This is a genomic window from Haemophilus sputorum HK 2154 (assembly GCF_000287615.1).
Lineage (GTDB): Bacteria > Pseudomonadota > Gammaproteobacteria > Enterobacterales > Pasteurellaceae > Haemophilus_A > Haemophilus_A sputorum.
In genome coordinates this window covers 1-18,076 of the sequence record NZ_ALJP01000023.1, presented here as the reverse complement: position 1 = coordinate 18,076, position 18,076 = coordinate 1, and the positions used below count along the sequence as shown (strand labels likewise).

The window sequence follows — 18,076 nt, the reverse complement described above, 5'->3', positions numbered from 1 at the left end:
AGGCTGATTTGAAAGGCTTATTGATTCGATTTTTCATTGGATTTGCTTTGCTACTTTGGGCATGGGATATGGTTTATCCATGGCAAAAAGTCATGCTAGCCGAAGAGAATCGTCATACTCAAGTGCAACAACGTAAAATATTGAGGGTGGGGCTAATTAACCACCCACTTTCTTATTTCGTTGGTGCAGAAGGTAAGGCGGGAATTGATTATGAGCTAGCCAAGGCGTTTGCTGAATATCTTAATGTGAATTTAGAAATTAAAGCGTTTGATAATAGCGAACAAATCTTCAAGGCTTTAAAAGAAAATGAAATTGATATTGCCGCAGCAGGATTGTTGTATCAAGATCGATTAAGTGAGCAATTTCAGATTGGTGCAAGCTATTATTCAACCTCATGGCAGGTGGTTTACCGTAAAGATACCCCTCGCCCTTATCGCTTAGCTGACCTTAAGCAAGAGCTTGTTATTCCTAAAGGTTCGGCAGTTTTACCTATTCTACAACGACTTAAATTAGAAAACCCAAATCTTAACTGGCGAATTGCGGAAGAAGCAGAACAAGAAGAGCTTTTGATCCAAGTTGCAGAAGGGAAAATTCCTTATACAGTGGCAACTTCCGTAGATATTTCTGCTGCGCAACATATTAGCCCGAAAATTGCCGTCGGTTTTGATTTAACGGATGAAGCGCCTGTATTATGGTATTTGCCGAAAAGTACTTACAGTGAATTACAAGCGGCTGTGCTTGAATTTATGGGCGAAGCAAATGATACAGGGTTAATTGCTCGAATTGAGGAAAAATATTTTAGCTACCTCAATAAGTTTGACTATGTTGATGCCCAGAGTTATCTTCAAGCTATTCGAGAGGTATTGCCGAAATATCAACCGATTTTTGAAAAATATAAAGGCGACCTGGAATGGCAAATGCTGGCTGCCATTGCTTATCAAGAATCACATTGGGATCCGAATGCGACCTCTCCAACAGGTGTTCGTGGGATTATGATGCTAACGAAAGATACCGCAGAAAGAATGCGAGTAACAGATAGAACGCATCCAGAGCAGAGTATCCGAGGTGGGTCGGAATATTTGCACCTTTTGATTAGTCAAATTCCCGAAACTATCGCTCAAGAAGATCGAATTTGGTACGCCTTGGCGGCGTATAATATGGGCTTAGGTCATTTATTAGATGTACGCCGTTTAACCCGTCAGCTTGGTGGCGATCCGGATAATTGGTTAGATGTAAAGAAAAACTTACCATTATTGGCTGAAAAACGACATTATACTGGACTAAAATATGGCTATGCGCGTGGTTTTGAAGCGTTGCAGTATGTTGAAAATATTCGTCGATATTACAACAGTATTGTGAATCATCAGCGTATAGAAGAACAAAAAAATCAAGAAAAACAAATAGGAGTTGAAGATGAAACGCAAATTGCGCCTGAAACCCAAAAAAACGTTAACTTGCAATAAATTCCGCCGAATTCAACGCATTTGGAAACATAAACGCCAAATTGCTGAACGAAGAGGAATTGCCTTTATGGTATTCAATGAAGAATAAGAAATAAGCACCTATTTTGGAAATTTTTACGAAAATATGACCGCTTGTATGGCATAAATTTGTAATTTTATCTGTCCTATTTAGGGCAAATTGGTTGAAAAATAACTGCTACGATGAGTGGTAAATTCAGCAAACTTTCGCCAATTTTAGAAGATTTTATTCGCAAAATTGCCGAAAATCAGGTAATCTACACAAATATTTTTCCGCCGTCTATATTTGATGGACGGCATCCATTTCTTAATATAATTGACGGAATTTCATTATGGATATTCGCAAAATCAAAAAATTAATCGAATTAGTTGAAGAATCAGGCATCACTGAGTTAGAAGTGTCTGAAGAAGAAGGTACAGTACGCATTAGTCGTGCAGCACCAGTGGTGGCAGCACCTGCAGTTCAATATACTGCTGCACCAACACCTGTTGCTGCTCCAGCTGCTGCGCCAGCAGCGACAAGTGCACCAGCAGCGCCAAGTGCACCAGCAGCACCAGCAAATAATGAAGTAAGCGGTCATGCAGTACTTTCTCCAATGGTTGGTACTTTCTATCGTAGCCCAAGCCCAGATGCTAAACCATTTATCGAAGTAGGTCAGTCAGTAAAAGTAGGTGATGCACTTTGTATTGTTGAAGCAATGAAAATGATGAACCGTATCGAATCAGATAAAGCCGGTGTGGTAAAAGCGATCTTAGTGAATGATGGCGAAGCTGTTGAATTCGATCAAAAATTAGTAATTATTGAATAAGGTAGCATGGGCAGTTGGTGAACTTATTGAGCCAAAGCCCGTGTGGTAAGCGGTGAAATTTGAAGAAAATTTTACCGCTTGATTGTTTTAAATGGCAGGCTATGCCTGCCCGATGAGGAACACGCAATGTTAGAAAAAGTTGTCATTGCTAACCGTGGCGAAATTGCCCTACGCATTTTGCGCGCTTGTAAAGAATTAGGTATTAAAACGGTTGCTGTTCATTCAACCGCTGACCGTGAATTAAAACACGTCTTATTAGCTGATGAAACCGTTTGTATCGGGCCAGCACCTTCTGTAAAAAGTTATTTAAACATTCCTGCTATCATTGCTGCAGCTGAAGTAACCGGCGCAGATGCGATTCACCCAGGTTATGGTTTTTTATCTGAAAATGCCGATTTTGCAGAGCAAGTAGAAAAATCAGGCTTTACTTTTATTGGACCAACTGCGGATGTGATTCGTTTAATGGGCGATAAAGTGTCAGCTATCAATGCGATGAAAAAAGCAGGCGTGCCATGTGTACCAGGTTCTGATGGCCCAGTAGGCAACGATATGGCAAAAAATAAAGAGATCGCTAAGCGCATTGGCTATCCTGTTATCATCAAAGCTTCAGGTGGCGGCGGTGGTCGTGGTATGCGTGTGGTTTACCAAGAAAAAGACTTGGAAGAATCTATTGCGATGACTAAGGCAGAAGCGAAAGCAGCATTTAATAATGATATGGTTTATATGGAGAAATATTTAGAAAATCCTCGCCATATCGAAGTGCAAGTTTTAGCAGATACTCACGGTAATGCGATTTATTTAGCAGAACGTGACTGCTCAATGCAACGACGCCATCAAAAAGTGGTGGAAGAAGCACCGGCACCAGGTATCACCCCTGAATTGCGTAAATTCATCGGTGAACGTTGTGCGAATGCATGTCGTGAAATTGGCTATCGTGGTGCGGGTACTTTTGAATTCTTATTTGAAAATGGCGAATTCTATTTCATTGAAATGAATACCCGTTTACAAGTAGAGCATCCGGTTACTGAAATGATTACCGGCATCGATTTAGTTAAAGAGCAATTACGTGTTGCAGCTGGCTTACCACTTTCTATTACTCAAGAGGATGTTAAAGTGAAAGGTCATGCTATCGAATGCCGTATCAATGCAGAAGATCCAAATACCTTCTTACCATCACCAGGCAAAATTACGCTTCTACATGTACCAGGCGGTTTAGGTGTACGTTGGGATTCCCACATTTATGCGGGTTATTCTGTACCACCACACTATGATTCAATGATTGGTAAATTGATTACATTTGCTGAAGATCGTGATATTGCTATTCGTCGTATGGAACACGCATTATCAGAGACTATCATTGAAGGCATTAAAACCAATATTCCATTACATGAACAAATCATGGCTGATGAAAACTTCCGCAAAGGTGGCACGAATATCCACTATCTTGAGAAGAAACTTGGTTTAAAATAATTTGGTAAAGCGGTATTAAAAAATTACCGCTTGTCATGAAAAAGTGGGTTAGCATTTAAAACGTTAACCCACTTTATTTTTGTCTATTTTGACTTATTTAATTACACCACATGCCATGCGTGGACCGCCACCGCCAAGTGCAGCTGGGTGATCTGAGTGGTTGTCACCACCAACGTGAATCATAATAGAGTGATTTTGCACTTCAGTTAATTTTTTAATACGTGGTGCTAAAACTGGTTGAGTTGCGCTACCATCATGTAATACGGTTAATGCTGGTAAGTCGCCTAAGTGAGCGTCATCAGACCATGGGAAGCCATGACCTTTAGCGTTATTTGGGTTCCAGTGTCCGCCTGCCGCTAAGCCTGCAGTCAGTTTACCGTCTTTTTCTTTTGGCTCACAGCTTGGGTTTTCATGAATATGGAAACCGTGTAAGCCTGGTGCTAAGCCATTTAAATTCGGAGTGAAAACTAAGCCGTAAGGTGATTCGGTAATTTCAACAGTACCTACGTCTTTATTGCCATGCTCAACATCTAATTGTTGTACTTTCACAACTAATTTTTCAGGCGCTTGTTCTGCATTAGCAGAAACTGCAGCGAACAAACCTAAGCTAGCTAAAATAGCGACTGCACTTTTCATTTTCATTGTAATACTCCATTTATGGTTGATGAAATGATATCTTTAATTCTACCTATTATTAGGGTATTGTGTACAAAATTTACAAATCGGCAAAAACTATGATTTCAAGCATTGCATTTTATGTCGAAATAGAGTATTTATGCACCTTACCCCTTAAAACATTATTAATTATTCAGGAGCAACACAATGCAAAATGTCGGTTTCGTCGGTTGGCGTGGAATGGTCGGTTCAGTATTAATGGATCGTATGGTTCAAGAGAATGATTTCGCCAATATTAACCCAGTTTTTTTCACTACTTCGCAAGCGGGTCAAAAAGCCCCAATTTTTGCAGGTAAAGAAGCAGGCGATCTTAAAAATGCTTTCGATATTGACGAATTAAAAAAATTAGACATTATCGTCACTTGCCAAGGTGGTGATTACACGAATGAAGTTTATCCAAAACTTCGTGAAACCGGCTGGAATGGCTATTGGATTGATGCAGCCTCAGCACTTCGTATGCAAAAAGATGCGATTATCGTCTTAGATCCAGTAAACCAACATGTTATTTCAGAAGGCTTAAAAAACGGCATTAAAACCTTCGTCGGTGGTAACTGTACCGTTAGCTTAATGTTAATGGCAATTGGTGGTTTATTCGAAAAAGATTTAGTTGAGTGGATTTCTGTGGCAACTTACCAAGCTGCTTCAGGTGCGGGCGCTAAAAATATGCGTGAATTACTTTCACAAATGGGTCAATTAGAAGCCAGCGTGAAAGCAGAATTAGCAGATCCAGCCTCTTCTATTTTAGATATTGAACGCAAAGTGACCGCAACCATGCGTGATGACAGCTTCCCAACAGCAAACTTTGGTGCAGCATTAGGTGGCAGCCTCATTCCTTGGATTGACAAATTATTACCAGAAACCGGACAAACCAAAGAAGAGTGGAAAGGTTATGCAGAAACCAACAAAATTTTAGGTTTAAGTGATAATCCAATTCCAGTAGATGGTTTATGCGTACGCATTGGTGCATTACGTTGCCATAGCCAAGCGTTTACCATTAAACTGAAAAAAGATGTTCCATTAGAGGAAATTGAGCAAATCATCGCTGCACACAATGAGTGGGTAAAAGTGATTCCTAACGATAAAGAAACTACTTTACGTGAATTAACACCTGCTAAAGTAACAGGGACATTAAGCGTGCCGGTTGGCCGTTTACGTAAATTAGCGATGGGCCCAGAATACTTAGCCGCATTTACTGTAGGCGACCAATTATTATGGGGTGCTGCTGAGCCTGTTCGCCGTATTTTAGTGCAATTGACTAAATAATTTTTAAGACTTCTTAATAAAATCAAGCGGTTAAATTTTCTTGATGTTTTGCAAAAAACTATAGAAATTTAACCGCTTTTATTTTTCACCAATCTTCGGTGTTATTTAACCTATTCTTTAAATTATCTATTATTTTGTCAGAGCCGGCTAAGCTCGTGCTAACGTCCAAACTTGAATTTCTTTTACCCCTTGCTTTTGTAGCACACGTGCGATGGCGTTGATAGTTGAGCCAGTTGTCACGACATCATCAACTAAAGCAACACGTTCATAATGTTTTTTAGGCGCATAATGAAAGGCATGTTGTAAGTTATGTCTGCGCGCTTTAGCGGTAAGTTCTCGTTGTGGCTGGGTTGCGCGAATGCGACTAATCGCAGTTTCTTCTAATGGTAGACTTAACCAGGTGGCTAATGGTCGGGCAAGTAGCGTCGCTTGATTGTATCCACGCCACCAATGGCGTTGCCAATATAGAGGCACAGGCATAATGACTTCAGGTAATTGCAAACTATGTGTTCGTTTTGCTTCTCTTAATGAAAGCAGCAATAATCGGGCGAGCGGTTTATCTAGCCAGTATTGTTGCTGAAATTTAAATCGATGAATCCAATCTGAAAGCGGCTTTTGATACATCGCAATGCGAACTAACCTTTGCCATTTAGGTTCGTGTTTTAAACACTCTCCACATTGCATAGAAAACTCTAATAATGGCATTCCACAATGACCACAATAAGGTTTTTTCTCCAGTAACCGTACACAACGACTACAAAATCCATGGTGGGATAATGCTAAACGTTTTTTACATTCGAAACATCTAAAATCTGCCTGATTCATCTTTTCTCCTTTTCGGCAGAATTTAGCATACCCGCCAAATAAATTTTGCGACGGCCTTCGAAATGCGAGTACAATCTTGGTAAATTTTTACCAAAATCTCACCGCTTGTAAGAAGGTACTCTCATGAAAATCACACCAGATTCTATTAAAGTCGTATTCTTTGATATTGATTACACACTATATATTAAAAACGAAGCTCGTATTCCCACTTCAATTATTGAAGAAGTGTTACCTCGCTTGAAAGCAAAAGGGATCATTCCAGCTATTGCAACGGGTCGAAATGTGGGTGGTTTTCCTAAAGCTTTATTGCCATATCTGAATGAAGAGGGTTTCCAATTATTAGTAACCATTAACGGGCAGGATAATCTTTATCGTGATCAGCAGATTAGCGCTTATGGCTTAAGCACGGAGCGCATTACGCAAGCGGTTGAAAAATTACAACGATTAGGCATTAAATATGCGTTCGTTAGCCGTGAAGCAATAGCGGTTTCTGCGGATGATGCGATTGTTAAAGAAGCGACCACCCCGATTACTGCTGATTACCTTATCGATCCAGATTTCTATTTGAAGAATAACGTTGTACAAATGTTAGCTTATTATAATGAAGAACAACGTGAAGCCGTAGAAGCCGCGGGGGTATTAGGTGACGATCTTAAAGCAGTACGTTGGCATGAAAATGCAGTAGATATTTTCCTTAAACAAAACTCTAAAGCACGTGGGATTGAAGATACATTAGCTTATTTAGGACTTGAACCTCAACAAGCAATGGCATTTGGTGATGGATTTAATGATTTAGAAATGTTTGAAACGGTTGGTTTTTCTGTTGCGATGGGAAATGGGGAAGAAGAACTGAAAGCGATTGCTGATTTTGTCACCAAAGATATCCGTGAAGATGGCATTTTGTATGCATTGGAAACGTTAGGGGTAATTTAATTGTTAACATATGAATTAAGTATTAGAAATTAGTTTATAAATGTTTATTTATTAGTAATTATTTATAATTTTGATTATACTTAGCTAAATTTTATTACATGGAGTAATTATGTCAATTTACAGAAATTCTCTTGCTTTTTCAGTGATTCATTATTATTTGAGTGAATTTGCTAAAAAACATCAATTCTTGTTACCTCCTTTCCCTAAACATTTACAGTTAATAGATGTATCATCTTTTATTTCTCAAGCAGAAGATATTGTTTTAGGAAATTCATCATCAAAAGAAATCATTGTAAATGAAAGATTATCTAGCTTATTTGAAAATATAAGTTTAGAAAATGGACATCAGCCTAATACCAATCTTTTTTCCTATGAATATCGAGAATTATCAGCGAATTCTATTTTCCCTATTAAAAATACGCTAAAGGCTTCTTTGTCTGAATTATGGGGTAATTTTATAAAAGGAATTGACGCTATCCCACATTCCCACCAAACAAATTTGAATTTATGGTTAGATCATTTTGATACGGCAATGCAATGTTTTACATCACACATTCCGAGTCTTTATAGGCATGATATTTCTTTTTATGATTTTACTAAAGTCGTGGCAGCATTTGTGGTAGCTCTCGCGGATGAAAATGCAGAGAAGGATGCTCCATTTTTACTAATTCAAGGAGACTTCTTTGGCATTCAAGATTTTATTTTTTCTGGTGGCAGCGAATCGAATAAAGGCGCTGCAAAAATTCTACGTGGTCGCTCTTTCCAAGTCTCACTATTTACTGAACTTGCAGCACTTAAAATCTTAAGTGCTTGTAGTTTGCCAACGATTTCTCAAATGATGAATGCGGCTGGAAAATTTTTGATTATTGCACCAAATACAGAAAAAGTAAAAACAGCAATACAAAAAATAAAAAATGAATTGAATCAATGGTTTATTAAAGAAACTTACGGTTTAATTGGATTAGGTATTGCTGTTCAGATAGCCCAAACACATGAATTCGAGCAGAGTAATTATGAGAAATTAGTGAAAAAACTGTTTGAAAATTTAGAAGAACAAAAACTCAAACGATTAGATTTAACGGATACCACGCAAAGTGTGCATGAAGAAAATTATCCTAATAGTGTTTGTGCGATGAATAGTTTCTTTCCTGCGCAAATGGGTAAAGATTATTCGGTTATTTCAGAAGATCAGATCAAAATTGGGGAAATGCTTTCTAAACGACAACGCATAATTATTGCTGATGAAAAAACACAAATTCATCATGAATATGAGACACAAATTCTCAAATTACCAATTTTTGGTTTTAAAGTTATTTTTACCAAAAATGAAAGTGATACAGGTAAGTTTGGTTTGCATAGTAATGATATTTACCGCTTTTGGGATTTTTCATTGCCAGAAAATACCAATGTTCCAATTTGGAATGGCTATGCTCGTCGTTATATCAACGCTTATGTGCCTTTTGATAACCAAGGAAAAATTGTTACCTTTGAGGAAATTCAAACTAAAGATGAAGGGCAAGATGCTTTAATGACCTTAAAAGGTGATGTCGATAATCTTGGTTCAATTTTCCAAAAAGGTATTCAGCCTGCCAATATTGCGAAAATGGCAGCACTTTCTCGTCAAATGAACCAATTTTTTAGCCTTTGGTTGCCGGCATATTGTGCTGAGAATAGTCCCAATATGTACACCGTATTTGCGGGTGGTGATGACTTCTTTTTGATTGGCCCTTGGTATTCCACACAAAAAGTTGCTCACGCGATGCAACAAGCTTTTAGTCGATATGTGGCGGGAAATCCTGAGATTCATTTTTCGGTTGGAATGGTAATGAGTAAATCAAACATTCCTGTGCCACGTTTAGGCGATTTAGCTGAAGACGCTTTGGATAAATCGAAAAGTATTGATAAGGGTGAAAAAGTTTCTACAGCGAAAGGAAAAAATGCAGTGACGATTTTTAATCGGTCGGTGAAGTGGGCGGATTGGAAACAACTTTGTGATTTAGAGGAAGAAATTCACCGCTTAGCAGAAACTTATAAAATTTCGACTTCTTATCTTTATTCATTAATTCATTTATGTGAACAAGCGGCAGATATGAAGAATATTGAGAATACAATATGGCGGAGTCGTTTTTATTATCGAACCGCACGTTATGTAACGGATAAACTCTCTAAAGAAAATCGAAATAAAGCATTAAGTGAAATGAGTATTTCATTAGGCGATAAAGGAATTGGTACATATAAACTAAACTTTGCTATTCCATTAACAAACTATTTTTATCAAAAACGATAAGGAAAACTTATGTTAAACATTAATGAAATTAAATTTGGTACAGATAAATCTGCTGAAATTTTTTCAGATATTGCGCAACGTGCAGCCCAACATGTTAAATCAAATAAGAATGTTAATAAAACAACGCAATTACGCAAGTTTTATGATGAATTAGCGATGTGGAATGAGCGTGTGCAATTAGCGCGTGAAAATAAAGAAAATAAATTTAAGGAGTTAGTACCTTTTATCAAAATGTTAAAAGCAAAAGTAGCATATGCCGAAGGGCGTAAACACGTTGATAGAAATTTCTCAGAAGTATTTAATCGCTGTATTGATCAAGCAAATAATGTTGAAACTTTAAGAGATGCAAAATTATTTATGGAAGCTGTAATGGGCTTTTGCAAATTAGAAGAAATTTAATAAGGAATGCTAATTATGAAATTAACAAATATTATTGAAATTAAAGCAAAATTAGAATTACAAACAGGTTTACATATTGGTGCGGGTGATAGCGAAATGCATATTGGTGGTATTGATAATTCAGTAATTAAACACCCGATTACACAATCACCTTATATTCCTGGATCAAGCCTTAAAGGGAAAATTCGGACCTTATTAGAATGGCGTTCGGGTGCAGTGCAAAGCACACCATTAACGTTAAAAGAAGTATCTAAAACTCCTGAAGAAGTAAAAAACATTTTACGTTTATTCGGCATTAGTGGTGATACCAAAAATAGTGAACAAGAAGTTGCTGAAATTGGTGTTTCTCGTTTAGCTTTCTGGGATTGCGCATTAGATGCAGAATGGGAAAAATCTATTCGTAATGATAACCAACTTTTAACAGAAGCGAAAAATGAGAATACTATCGACCGTATTACGTCCACTGCTGGTAATCCTCGCCAAACTGAACGTGTGCCTGCTGGTGCAAAATTTGATTTTAAGCTAATGCTACGCCAATTTGAAGGCGATAAACCTGAACTTTTAGCATTAGTGTTAAAAGGATTGAAACTCCTTGAAATGGATAGTCTTGGCGGTTCAGGCTCACGTGGTTACGGTAAAGTGAAGTTTGTTGAATTAACCGTGAATGGGGAATTACGTAGTTTAGACGATATCAAACCCTTTGAATAAGGTGGTGCTATGAAATTGTATCGTTTCACACTAACCCTCCAAAGCGCGATTGGAACGCCTTTGGTGGGTGATACTCTATTCGGACAACTTTGCTGGGCGATACGCAATCGCTTTGGTGAAGCTCGATTAATTGAATTATTAGACGGTTATACTGCACAACGCCCATTTATGGTGGTGTCTGATGCTTTTCCCGAAGGCTTTCTACCCTTACCCACTTTACCTTCTAAATTTTGGGAAACTAAAACAGAAACGGATCGTAAAAGTTTGAAAAAAGTCCAATGGGTTAAAATCAGTGATGTAAAAAAAAGTGCGGTAAAATTTTGGCAAGAATGTGCTTTACAAGCTAATTTCAAGTTTGAAAAAGAAAAACAAGATCAATTCCACAATACTATTAATCGTCAAACTAATACGACAGGAGAAGGACAATTTGCCCCGTACTCAACTGAGCTAACTTGGTTTGGTATAGAACAGAAATTTGATATTTATATCGTATTAGATGAAGTTCGTTTTTCATTAGATGATTTAACGCAAATCCTTAAAGATATAGGAAGTTTTGGATTTGGGAGAGATGCTTCTATTGGGCTAGGAAAATTCTATTGTGATAATTCAAAAGCGGTAGATTTTACCCAACAAAATGCAAATTGCTATTTAACTTTGGCAAATTGTGCACCACAAAATTTAGGTTTAGATAAAGCATATTGCTATTACCAAATTACCACTAGATTTGGTCGCCACGGCAATATTCAGGCATTAAGTTCCAGCCCATTTAAAAAGCCGATTATTTTGGCAAAGCCAGCTGCGATTTTTACGCCTGAAACATATGAACCACGATTATTTTTAGGGAATGGATTGGGTAATGTTTCTCACGCTCAGCCAAATGCGGTACATCAGGGCTATGCTCCCGTTTTAAATTTATTTGTCGATTTTAAACATAAGGATCACAAATGAACAAATTTATGCAAACTCACAAGGTTTATTTAACTCCATTAAGTCCTATTCATATTGGTTGTGGAGAAGATTTTGAGCCAACAAATTATGTGATTGATGGCGAAACGTTATTTAATTTTGAGCCAAGTCAATTAGCATTGAATGAACGCGAGAGAATAGAGCTGTTAAATGCTGTGAACCGTTTAGATTTACTTGCTATTCAACGTTTTTTCTTAAATCAAAAAGATAAAGCTATTGCAAGCGCCTATTATTTTGCAGATGTCGCAGAAGGTTTAGCACAAGATTATAAAAATCGTGTTGGTAAAGTGGCACAGCGTGAAAATGATGGTAATAAAGTGATTAATAATCTCTCGATTGAACGTACAGCTTATTTACCCATTCAACATTTACCTTATATTCCGGGAAGTGGATTTAAAGGGGCTTTGGCAACAGCATTATTAGATCAAGCTCATCAGGCAAAAAATAATCCTAAAGTAAACGCAAAAGATCATGGAAAATTACTTAAAGAATATATTGGTGATTTTGGAGAAAGTAAATTACGTCATATTAAATTTAGTGATTTTGTTCCAGAATCACAAGTTGAAAGTAAAATTTACTATGCTCTGAATTTTAAAAAGAAATTAGGTAAAACAGATGGTAAAGGGCGGGCTATGGCATTACGTAGAGAATGTATCACTGCAGGACAATATCGTGCATTCCAAAGCCAATTAACCTTAACTAAAAGTGAAAATACTTTTTCTTTAACACAGCTTATTGATGCCCTTAAAAAATTCTATCTACCTATTTTTAAAAAAGAAATAGAGCTATTACAAGAGCGTAATTTGGTTGCTACTCAATATATCAAATTACTTGAAAGCCTGATAACGTTACCAAATGTTGCTTTAATCCGTTTAGGAAAAAATGGAGCGGATAGTAAAACCTATCAAGGTGATAATATTGCTCAAATTAAGATAATGGGAGCAAAAGGTACACCACCAACGTTTAAAGATAGCAGTACAACCGTATGGTTAGCAGGTATAAATGGTTCGCAGCAAACGGCCCTTCTACCTTTAGGCTGGGCATTAGTTGAAATTAATCCAACGACGGAAAATGAAGTCTTAAAAACATGGTGTGAGACACAGCCAAAATCCAAATTTGATCGCACAGCAATTTTAACGAAACGTGAAGCACAAAAAGCAGAACAAGCTCGCTTACAAGCCGAGGTGGAAGCCAAGCGTTTAGCAGAAAAAAACGCGGAAGAAGAAAAGCAAACATTGTTAGATTCGCTTTCGGACAATCAACGTTTAGTAGAAGCTAAGTTGGTCGAATGGGATTCTCAGGAAAGAAAACAATTTACAGTATCTCCTATTTTTGCAGAAGCCCAAAAATTGTTAGAAGAGGCTCAACAATGGAATAAAGAAGATCGTCATTATCTTTATGAAAAAATCGATCCTACAAAACCAAATGAAGGCTTACAAAAATATGTTGATGGTTTAAGTGGTTTCAGTAATTTAAAAGCAAAATCAGCCGTAGAATTTAAAAAATTGCGCAATAAACTGGTGGCAGAATAATGCTAAGTTCACTGCCAATAGTCCGCTACCAATTTACTTTCACTGTAACTGAACCTATTCAACTGCCCGAATATGCAGGCTCTACCTTGCGTGGAGCCTTTGGGCGTGCGTTGCGTAAAATTGCTTGCATGACAAAACAAGCAGATTGCAAAGGTTGTCCGCTTTATCGTACTTGCCCTTACACGAATATTTTTGAGACACCTGCACCAAGTGAACACGAAATTCAAAAATTTAGCCAAGTGCCAAATGGTTATATGATTGAACCACCTACATGGGGCGAAAAAGTCTATTTTTCGGGTGAAATACTTCAGTTTTCATTGGTATTGTTTGGACGGTTAATCGAACAACTGCCTTTAATTGCATTTGCGTTCAAACGAGCGTTTGAATATAAAGTTGGGCATGGCAGAGCAAATTTATTGGATATTTCTGCGTTTAACGAAAGTGCAAGAAGATTTGAGTCTGTTTTATTTGATGGCAATATTACTGAACATCGTAAAGAGGTGAATTTTCCGGAACATTTTGCAAATAATGCTGTGATTGAAATTAGTACTCCTTTACGTTTGCAAGAAAACGGTAAGCCATTGAGTGATAAGGAAATCAATGTAGAGCGTTTTTTTATTTCACTTGCTAAACGTATTGCGTTATTAAGTGAATTTCATTTTGAGCTATTACATTTAGACTTTGAGTTACTAAAAAATCAGATCGCGCAAATTGAAGATGAAAAATGCTTAAAATGGCAAGATTGGACGCGTTATTCTTCCCGACAAGAACAAAAAATGAAGTTAGGAGGGGTAATTGGTAAATGGCAATTTAAAAACTTATCACCAGAATTAGCCAAGTTGCTTTATATCGGTCAATGGTTACATTGTGGAAAAAATGCAACCTTTGGATTAGGTAAATATCAAATTACAAATTTGTAATTTATAACAAAAAATAGACCGCTTGCTATTATTTAATTTTAAATCTTTGAGGAAATAGGTATGACAACGTGGTTTATTTCAAGACATGAAGGTGCGATTGAATGGGTAAAACAACAAAATATCCAGATCGATCGTTTTGAAAGTCATTTAAATACTTCACTTGTACAAACAGGTGATGTAGTTATTGGTACGCTTCCTATTCACTTGGCCGCAGAAATCTGTCAAAAAGGGGCAAAATTTTATTTTTTATCTGTTAATGTTTCACGCGAACAACGTGGAACAGAATTGACGTGTGAACAATTAACCGAGCAACAATGCTCAATCCAACCATTTTGGATAGAAAAATTATAGGATTTTATTATGCAAAAATATGATATTCACGTTTGTTTAGTTTCAGCACAAGCTGCACCAAATTTACTGCCTATTTTAGATAGTGAGTTTAAACCTAAAAAAGCGATTTTTCTTGTTTCTAAAGCAATGAAACAACGAGCTGAATACTTGGCGAAAACATTTGAAAAATTAAATGTAAGAGTTGAATTAAAAAACATCTCTGATGAATTTAATTTTGGTTTAATGGAAGATGAGATCTTCAAGCTAGTTGAAGAATATGAAAATGAAAGTATTGCTTTAAATGTAACAGGCGGAACAAAATTAATGTCTATTGCTGCTGAAAATGCGTTTAGTGCATTAGGTAAGCCAATTTTTTATATTGATACAGATAGTAATCAAATTCTATTTATTTCTAAGGACCAAGAGCAGCAATGGCTACCAAACTTAGAAATGAAAGCTAAAAATAAAATTGATATTTATCTTTCTGCTTATGGTTCTACAGTATTAACTACGCAAAATCCCTTAGAACGTAAAAAATACTTAGCTGCTGTTGAGACATTTATTAGGAATTATGACGATTATACACAACTGATTCCATTGCTTAATATGCATGCGACTCTCTCTCAAAGCAATGGTTATAAATCTGAATATACGAAAGGTAATCCTAAAACTAAGAAGATGGATGAATTATTTCTAGGCTTAGATTATCAAGGATTAATTAAATATGATGGACGAACTATTGATTTCAAAAATAAAGAGATTAAAACTTTCTTAAATGGTGGTTGGTTAGAGGATTATACCTATTTTCAACTTAAAGAAATTTCTAATATAGAGGATCTTGCTTGTGGTGTTGATGTAGCAAATCCTAAATTTAAGCTAGGTAAAAATGAATATAGTGCAGAAAATAAAGGCAATAAAAATGAATTTGATATTATATTCATGGCAAAAAATAAATTACATATTATTGAATGTAAAACACAATTAATGGATAAAAGTGGTGGAATAAAAGCTGATGATATTCTTTATAAATTAGAAACACTTAAAGATTACGGTGGTTTAATGACGAAGAAATGTCTAGTTAGTTATTTTGAAGTGCCTGAACAAGTTAAAAATCGTGCAAGTTTCTTGAATATTGAAATTATCCAAGGAAAAGATTTACAACGATTAAAATCTAAAATTCAAGAATGGATTGGAAAAAGATAGGTATACTATGAGTAATTATAATAAAAGAATACTGCTTTCTGTAACAGGAATGTCACCAGCGGTTGTGACTGAAACCCTTTATGCGCTTGTTACAGATACAGAAAAAGGCTTTATTCCAACAGAAATTCAAGTAATAACTACAGAACAAGGTAAAAATAAATTGCTTCAAACACTACTTGGTATGCAAGGTGGACGAAAAGAAAGCAAAGGTGCATTGCAAGAATTTATCGAAGATTATGGAGAGCAATATGGTTTTTCTTCTATTCACTTTGATGAAAATTGTGTAAAGATTATTGAAGACGCAAGCGGTCAGAATTTACCAGACATTCGCACCCCTGAAGAAAATGAATATGCGGCAAATAGTATCGTGCAATTAGTAGGTGAACTCTGCCAAGATGAAAATTCGCAATTACACGTTTCTATCGCTGGTGGACGCAAAACAATGGGCTTTTTTATGGGGTATGCGCTTTCGCTTTATGGGCGTGAGCAAGATAGCCTTTCGCATGTTTTAGTTGATGCACAATATGAAAACTTACCTAGTTTCTACTATCCGAAACCTTATTCATATTTAATTAATGATCGTGATGGTAAAGAAATTGATGCCAAAGATGGTAAGGTAATGCTTGCTGAAATTCCTTGGGTAAGATTGGGGTTAGGAGTGCCTGAAGATTTAAAACAACAATCTATCTCTTATAGTGAGTCGATAAAAAATGCGCAAGCATTATTAGAACAGCCGTCATTAAAATTTTTATCTCCAATGGATGAATGCAATGTAATGTTTGGTAATAAACAAATTAAACTTGCACCAAGAGGTTACACTCTTTTATTGAGTCTTGTAGTTGCTAAAAAACAAGGTTGGAATGTTGGTATTCGAGATGATGAAAAAACCAGAGATACTTATTTAGCAATTTATAGAGACATTAAACCACTTAACATTGACTTTCAAGAAATAAAAGAGAAAAAAGATATAATGAAAGAACGTTTAGCTGGCAGCGGTGTTGAAAATGATCTAAAAAAAGTGTTATCAGAATCACAAACTGATATTCGTAAGAAAATGATGGAGTATTTCTCTCTCGCTAAAGGTGCAAAAAGTGACTATATCCCTTCTGCTTCACATAGAACAGGGAATTATTCACTCAATATTGATTTAGAGAATATTAATTTTGATGAAATAGAATCCGATTTAAAACGTTTAAAGTTAATTTAAAACCTTTTCTTTCATTGCCCTTCAAATTATTGAAGGGCATTTTTTTACAAATTTGCATTTCCCTCGCCACTCCTTTTTCCTCCCTATAATACCCTCATCGAAACGCGATAACGCAATCGAAACGAAAACAAGCAGTTCAGCGATACAAATTTGCAAAACGCAAACGCAATGTAAAAAATCGCTAAACTGCGCATCATTGAAAACGAGGAGAAATATCATGATTACATCAGAACATATCAATCATTTCGCATTATTACCACCTATTCGTTTTTAATGCGACCGCTTGCCGTGGCGGTTATCACGGCAACAATTACAAATTTGTAATACAGATTGAAACAAAGAAAGTTGAGATACTATTCTCAATAGAAATAACAACAAAACAACAAAAGAAGCGATTGACCGCTTGATGAAGGATTAGCCTTCCAGCTTGGCAAGTGCTGCGAACTTGCTATCAGGGTAGTAATAATATAGGAGATAAAAAATGATTGAACGCTTAGTCGTTGTCGCGATTGTAACTGCAATCGCAAGAGCGGTGCAAAACGCTTCCGAAGATTAATTCGGCGGCTCGCGGAGCCGAGAGTCCGCAGGGTAAAACTATTTATTTAATAAAAGAGGAAAAAGAAAAGGTTAGAAACCATGATTCGTATTATTGAAGCTGTGTTAGAAGAGTTGAAAAAACAATAGCAAAACAGCCCGCTTGCTGTGGCGGTTATCGCAGCTAATACAAATTTGCAAAATGAAAAAGTGTTTGCAGATTTCTTTATTATCCGCAACCAAAATAGCTCAATAGGGAGAAAGTAATGATTGGTACAGTTAATGCTGTGATTACTATTATTATCAAGTGGTAGTTACACCGTGAGCTTCAGCGGAAAATGGGCAGCTGACGAGCTTAAAACGTATTGGTAAATTGAAACAGAAGGAGAAAGTTATGTGGTTACTTGTAGCAGAAGTAGTTGTTGCGTACGCAACAAGAGAAGTGGTTGACCGCTTGATGAAGGATTAGCCTTCCAGCTTGGCAAGTGCTGCGAACTTGCTATCAGGGTAGTAATAATATAGGAGATAAAAAAT

At 36.6% G+C, this 18,076-nt stretch carries 16 protein-coding genes; 14 read left to right on the top strand and 2 right to left on the bottom strand.

Translation table 11 applies throughout. The features are described 5' to 3' along the window. Positions 1-8: 8 nt before the first annotated feature. From mltF to accC, 3 genes are all read left to right on the top strand, one after another. On the top strand, positions 9-1,463 hold the full coding sequence (mltF, locus tag HMPREF1128_RS09200) for a membrane-bound lytic murein transglycosylase MltF (RefSeq protein WP_007526732.1): 1,455 nt from the start codon (positions 9-11) through the stop codon (positions 1,461-1,463). A gap of 350 nt (positions 1,464-1,813) precedes the next feature. Continuing rightward, complete coding sequence (gene accB, locus HMPREF1128_RS09195; RefSeq protein ID WP_007526766.1) at positions 1,814-2,290, top strand: acetyl-CoA carboxylase biotin carboxyl carrier protein; 477 nt, start codon at positions 1,814-1,816, stop codon at positions 2,288-2,290. 126 nt (positions 2,291-2,416) lie between these two features. Next, positions 2,417-3,760, top strand: a complete 1,344-nt coding sequence (accC, locus tag HMPREF1128_RS09190) for an acetyl-CoA carboxylase biotin carboxylase subunit (protein ID WP_007526802.1) — start codon at positions 2,417-2,419, stop codon at positions 3,758-3,760. A gap of 93 nt (positions 3,761-3,853) precedes the next feature. Here the strand turns inward: accC and sodC are convergent, their stop codons facing one another. Next, positions 3,854-4,402 carry a superoxide dismutase family protein gene (gene sodC / locus HMPREF1128_RS09185; RefSeq protein ID WP_007526920.1) on the bottom strand — a complete coding sequence of 183 codons (549 nt, stop codon included), beginning with the start codon at positions 4,400-4,402 and terminating at the stop codon, positions 3,854-3,856. A gap of 180 nt (positions 4,403-4,582) precedes the next feature. Between sodC and asd the strand changes: the two genes are divergently transcribed. Continuing rightward, positions 4,583-5,698: an aspartate-semialdehyde dehydrogenase gene (asd, locus tag HMPREF1128_RS09180; RefSeq protein ID WP_007526951.1), complete on the top strand. Its 1,116-nt coding sequence runs from the start codon at positions 4,583-4,585 to the stop codon at positions 5,696-5,698. Between the two features lie 147 nt (positions 5,699-5,845). On the opposite strand, the gene HMPREF1128_RS09175 is transcribed toward asd, so the two are convergent. Beyond that, positions 5,846-6,523 carry a DNA utilization protein GntX gene (locus HMPREF1128_RS09175; protein ID WP_007526743.1) on the bottom strand — a complete coding sequence of 226 codons (678 nt, stop codon included), beginning with the start codon at positions 6,521-6,523 and terminating at the stop codon, positions 5,846-5,848. A 123-nt stretch (positions 6,524-6,646) separates the two neighbouring features. Between HMPREF1128_RS09175 and HMPREF1128_RS09170 the strand changes: the two genes are divergently transcribed. The 10 genes from HMPREF1128_RS09170 to csm6 all read left to right on the top strand — a co-directional run bounded on the left by HMPREF1128_RS09170 (position 6,647) and on the right by csm6 (position 17,008). Continuing rightward, positions 6,647-7,456, top strand: coding sequence for a Cof-type HAD-IIB family hydrolase (locus HMPREF1128_RS09170; protein WP_007526669.1), 810 nt, complete (start codon positions 6,647-6,649; stop codon positions 7,454-7,456). Between the two features lie 109 nt (positions 7,457-7,565). Continuing rightward, positions 7,566-9,743 carry a type III-A CRISPR-associated protein Cas10/Csm1 gene (cas10, locus tag HMPREF1128_RS09165; RefSeq protein ID WP_007526761.1) on the top strand — a complete coding sequence of 726 codons (2,178 nt, stop codon included), beginning with the start codon at positions 7,566-7,568 and terminating at the stop codon, positions 9,741-9,743. A 9-nt stretch (positions 9,744-9,752) separates the two neighbouring features. Further along, positions 9,753-10,142 (top strand): type III-A CRISPR-associated protein Csm2, encoded by a 390-nt coding sequence (csm2, locus tag HMPREF1128_RS09160; protein WP_007526634.1) that lies wholly within the window; start codon positions 9,753-9,755, stop codon positions 10,140-10,142. 15 nt (positions 10,143-10,157) lie between these two features. Then, complete coding sequence (gene csm3, locus HMPREF1128_RS09155) at positions 10,158-10,850, top strand: type III-A CRISPR-associated RAMP protein Csm3 (RefSeq protein ID WP_007526791.1); 693 nt, start codon at positions 10,158-10,160, stop codon at positions 10,848-10,850. 9 nt (positions 10,851-10,859) lie between these two features. Continuing rightward, complete coding sequence (csm4, locus tag HMPREF1128_RS09150; RefSeq protein ID WP_007526964.1) at positions 10,860-11,798, top strand: type III-A CRISPR-associated RAMP protein Csm4; 939 nt, start codon at positions 10,860-10,862, stop codon at positions 11,796-11,798. Further along, complete coding sequence (locus HMPREF1128_RS09145; protein ID WP_007526819.1) at positions 11,795-13,348, top strand: RAMP superfamily CRISPR-associated protein; 1,554 nt, start codon at positions 11,795-11,797, stop codon at positions 13,346-13,348. Before csm4 ends, HMPREF1128_RS09145 begins: the two co-directional genes overlap by 4 nt. Further along, the gene (gene cas6, locus HMPREF1128_RS09140) at positions 13,348-14,268 is read left to right on the top strand and encodes a CRISPR system precrRNA processing endoribonuclease RAMP protein Cas6 (protein ID WP_007526934.1); all 921 of its coding nucleotides are present in this window, start codon (positions 13,348-13,350) and stop codon (positions 14,266-14,268) included. The genes HMPREF1128_RS09145 and cas6 overlap by 1 nt, the downstream gene beginning before the upstream one ends. Positions 14,269-14,328: 60 nt before the next feature. Continuing rightward, on the top strand, positions 14,329-14,619 hold the full coding sequence (gene csx16 / locus HMPREF1128_RS09135; protein ID WP_007526957.1) for a CRISPR-associated protein Csx16: 291 nt from the start codon (positions 14,329-14,331) through the stop codon (positions 14,617-14,619). A 9-nt stretch (positions 14,620-14,628) separates the two neighbouring features. Continuing rightward, positions 14,629-15,801, top strand: coding sequence for a Card1-like endonuclease domain-containing protein (locus tag HMPREF1128_RS09130; RefSeq protein WP_007526914.1), 1,173 nt, complete (start codon positions 14,629-14,631; stop codon positions 15,799-15,801). A gap of 7 nt (positions 15,802-15,808) precedes the next feature. After that, complete coding sequence (csm6, locus tag HMPREF1128_RS09125) at positions 15,809-17,008, top strand: CRISPR-associated ring nuclease Csm6 (protein WP_007526695.1); 1,200 nt, start codon at positions 15,809-15,811, stop codon at positions 17,006-17,008. Positions 17,009-18,076: the final 1,068 nt, after the last annotated feature.

Coding starts and splice junctions, on each gene's coding strand:
- accB (WP_007526766.1), top strand. CDS start 1,814: ATGGATATTCGCAAAATCAAAAAATTAATCGAATTAGTTGAAGAATCA.
- accC (WP_007526802.1), top strand. CDS start 2,417: ATGTTAGAAAAAGTTGTCATTGCTAACCGTGGCGAAATTGCCCTACGC.
- sodC (WP_007526920.1), bottom strand. CDS start 4,402: ATGAAAATGAAAAGTGCAGTCGCTATTTTAGCTAGCTTAGGTTTGTTC.
- asd (WP_007526951.1), top strand. CDS start 4,583: ATGCAAAATGTCGGTTTCGTCGGTTGGCGTGGAATGGTCGGTTCAGTA.
- HMPREF1128_RS09175 (WP_007526743.1), bottom strand. CDS start 6,523: ATGAATCAGGCAGATTTTAGATGTTTCGAATGTAAAAAACGTTTAGCA.
- HMPREF1128_RS09170 (WP_007526669.1), top strand. CDS start 6,647: ATGAAAATCACACCAGATTCTATTAAAGTCGTATTCTTTGATATTGAT.
- cas10 (WP_007526761.1), top strand. CDS start 7,566: ATGTCAATTTACAGAAATTCTCTTGCTTTTTCAGTGATTCATTATTAT.
- csm2 (WP_007526634.1), top strand. CDS start 9,753: ATGTTAAACATTAATGAAATTAAATTTGGTACAGATAAATCTGCTGAA.
- csm3 (WP_007526791.1), top strand. CDS start 10,158: ATGAAATTAACAAATATTATTGAAATTAAAGCAAAATTAGAATTACAA.
- csm4 (WP_007526964.1), top strand. CDS start 10,860: ATGAAATTGTATCGTTTCACACTAACCCTCCAAAGCGCGATTGGAACG.
- HMPREF1128_RS09145 (WP_007526819.1), top strand. CDS start 11,795: ATGAACAAATTTATGCAAACTCACAAGGTTTATTTAACTCCATTAAGT.
- cas6 (WP_007526934.1), top strand. CDS start 13,348: ATGCTAAGTTCACTGCCAATAGTCCGCTACCAATTTACTTTCACTGTA.
- csx16 (WP_007526957.1), top strand. CDS start 14,329: ATGACAACGTGGTTTATTTCAAGACATGAAGGTGCGATTGAATGGGTA.
- HMPREF1128_RS09130 (WP_007526914.1), top strand. CDS start 14,629: ATGCAAAAATATGATATTCACGTTTGTTTAGTTTCAGCACAAGCTGCA.
- csm6 (WP_007526695.1), top strand. CDS start 15,809: ATGAGTAATTATAATAAAAGAATACTGCTTTCTGTAACAGGAATGTCA.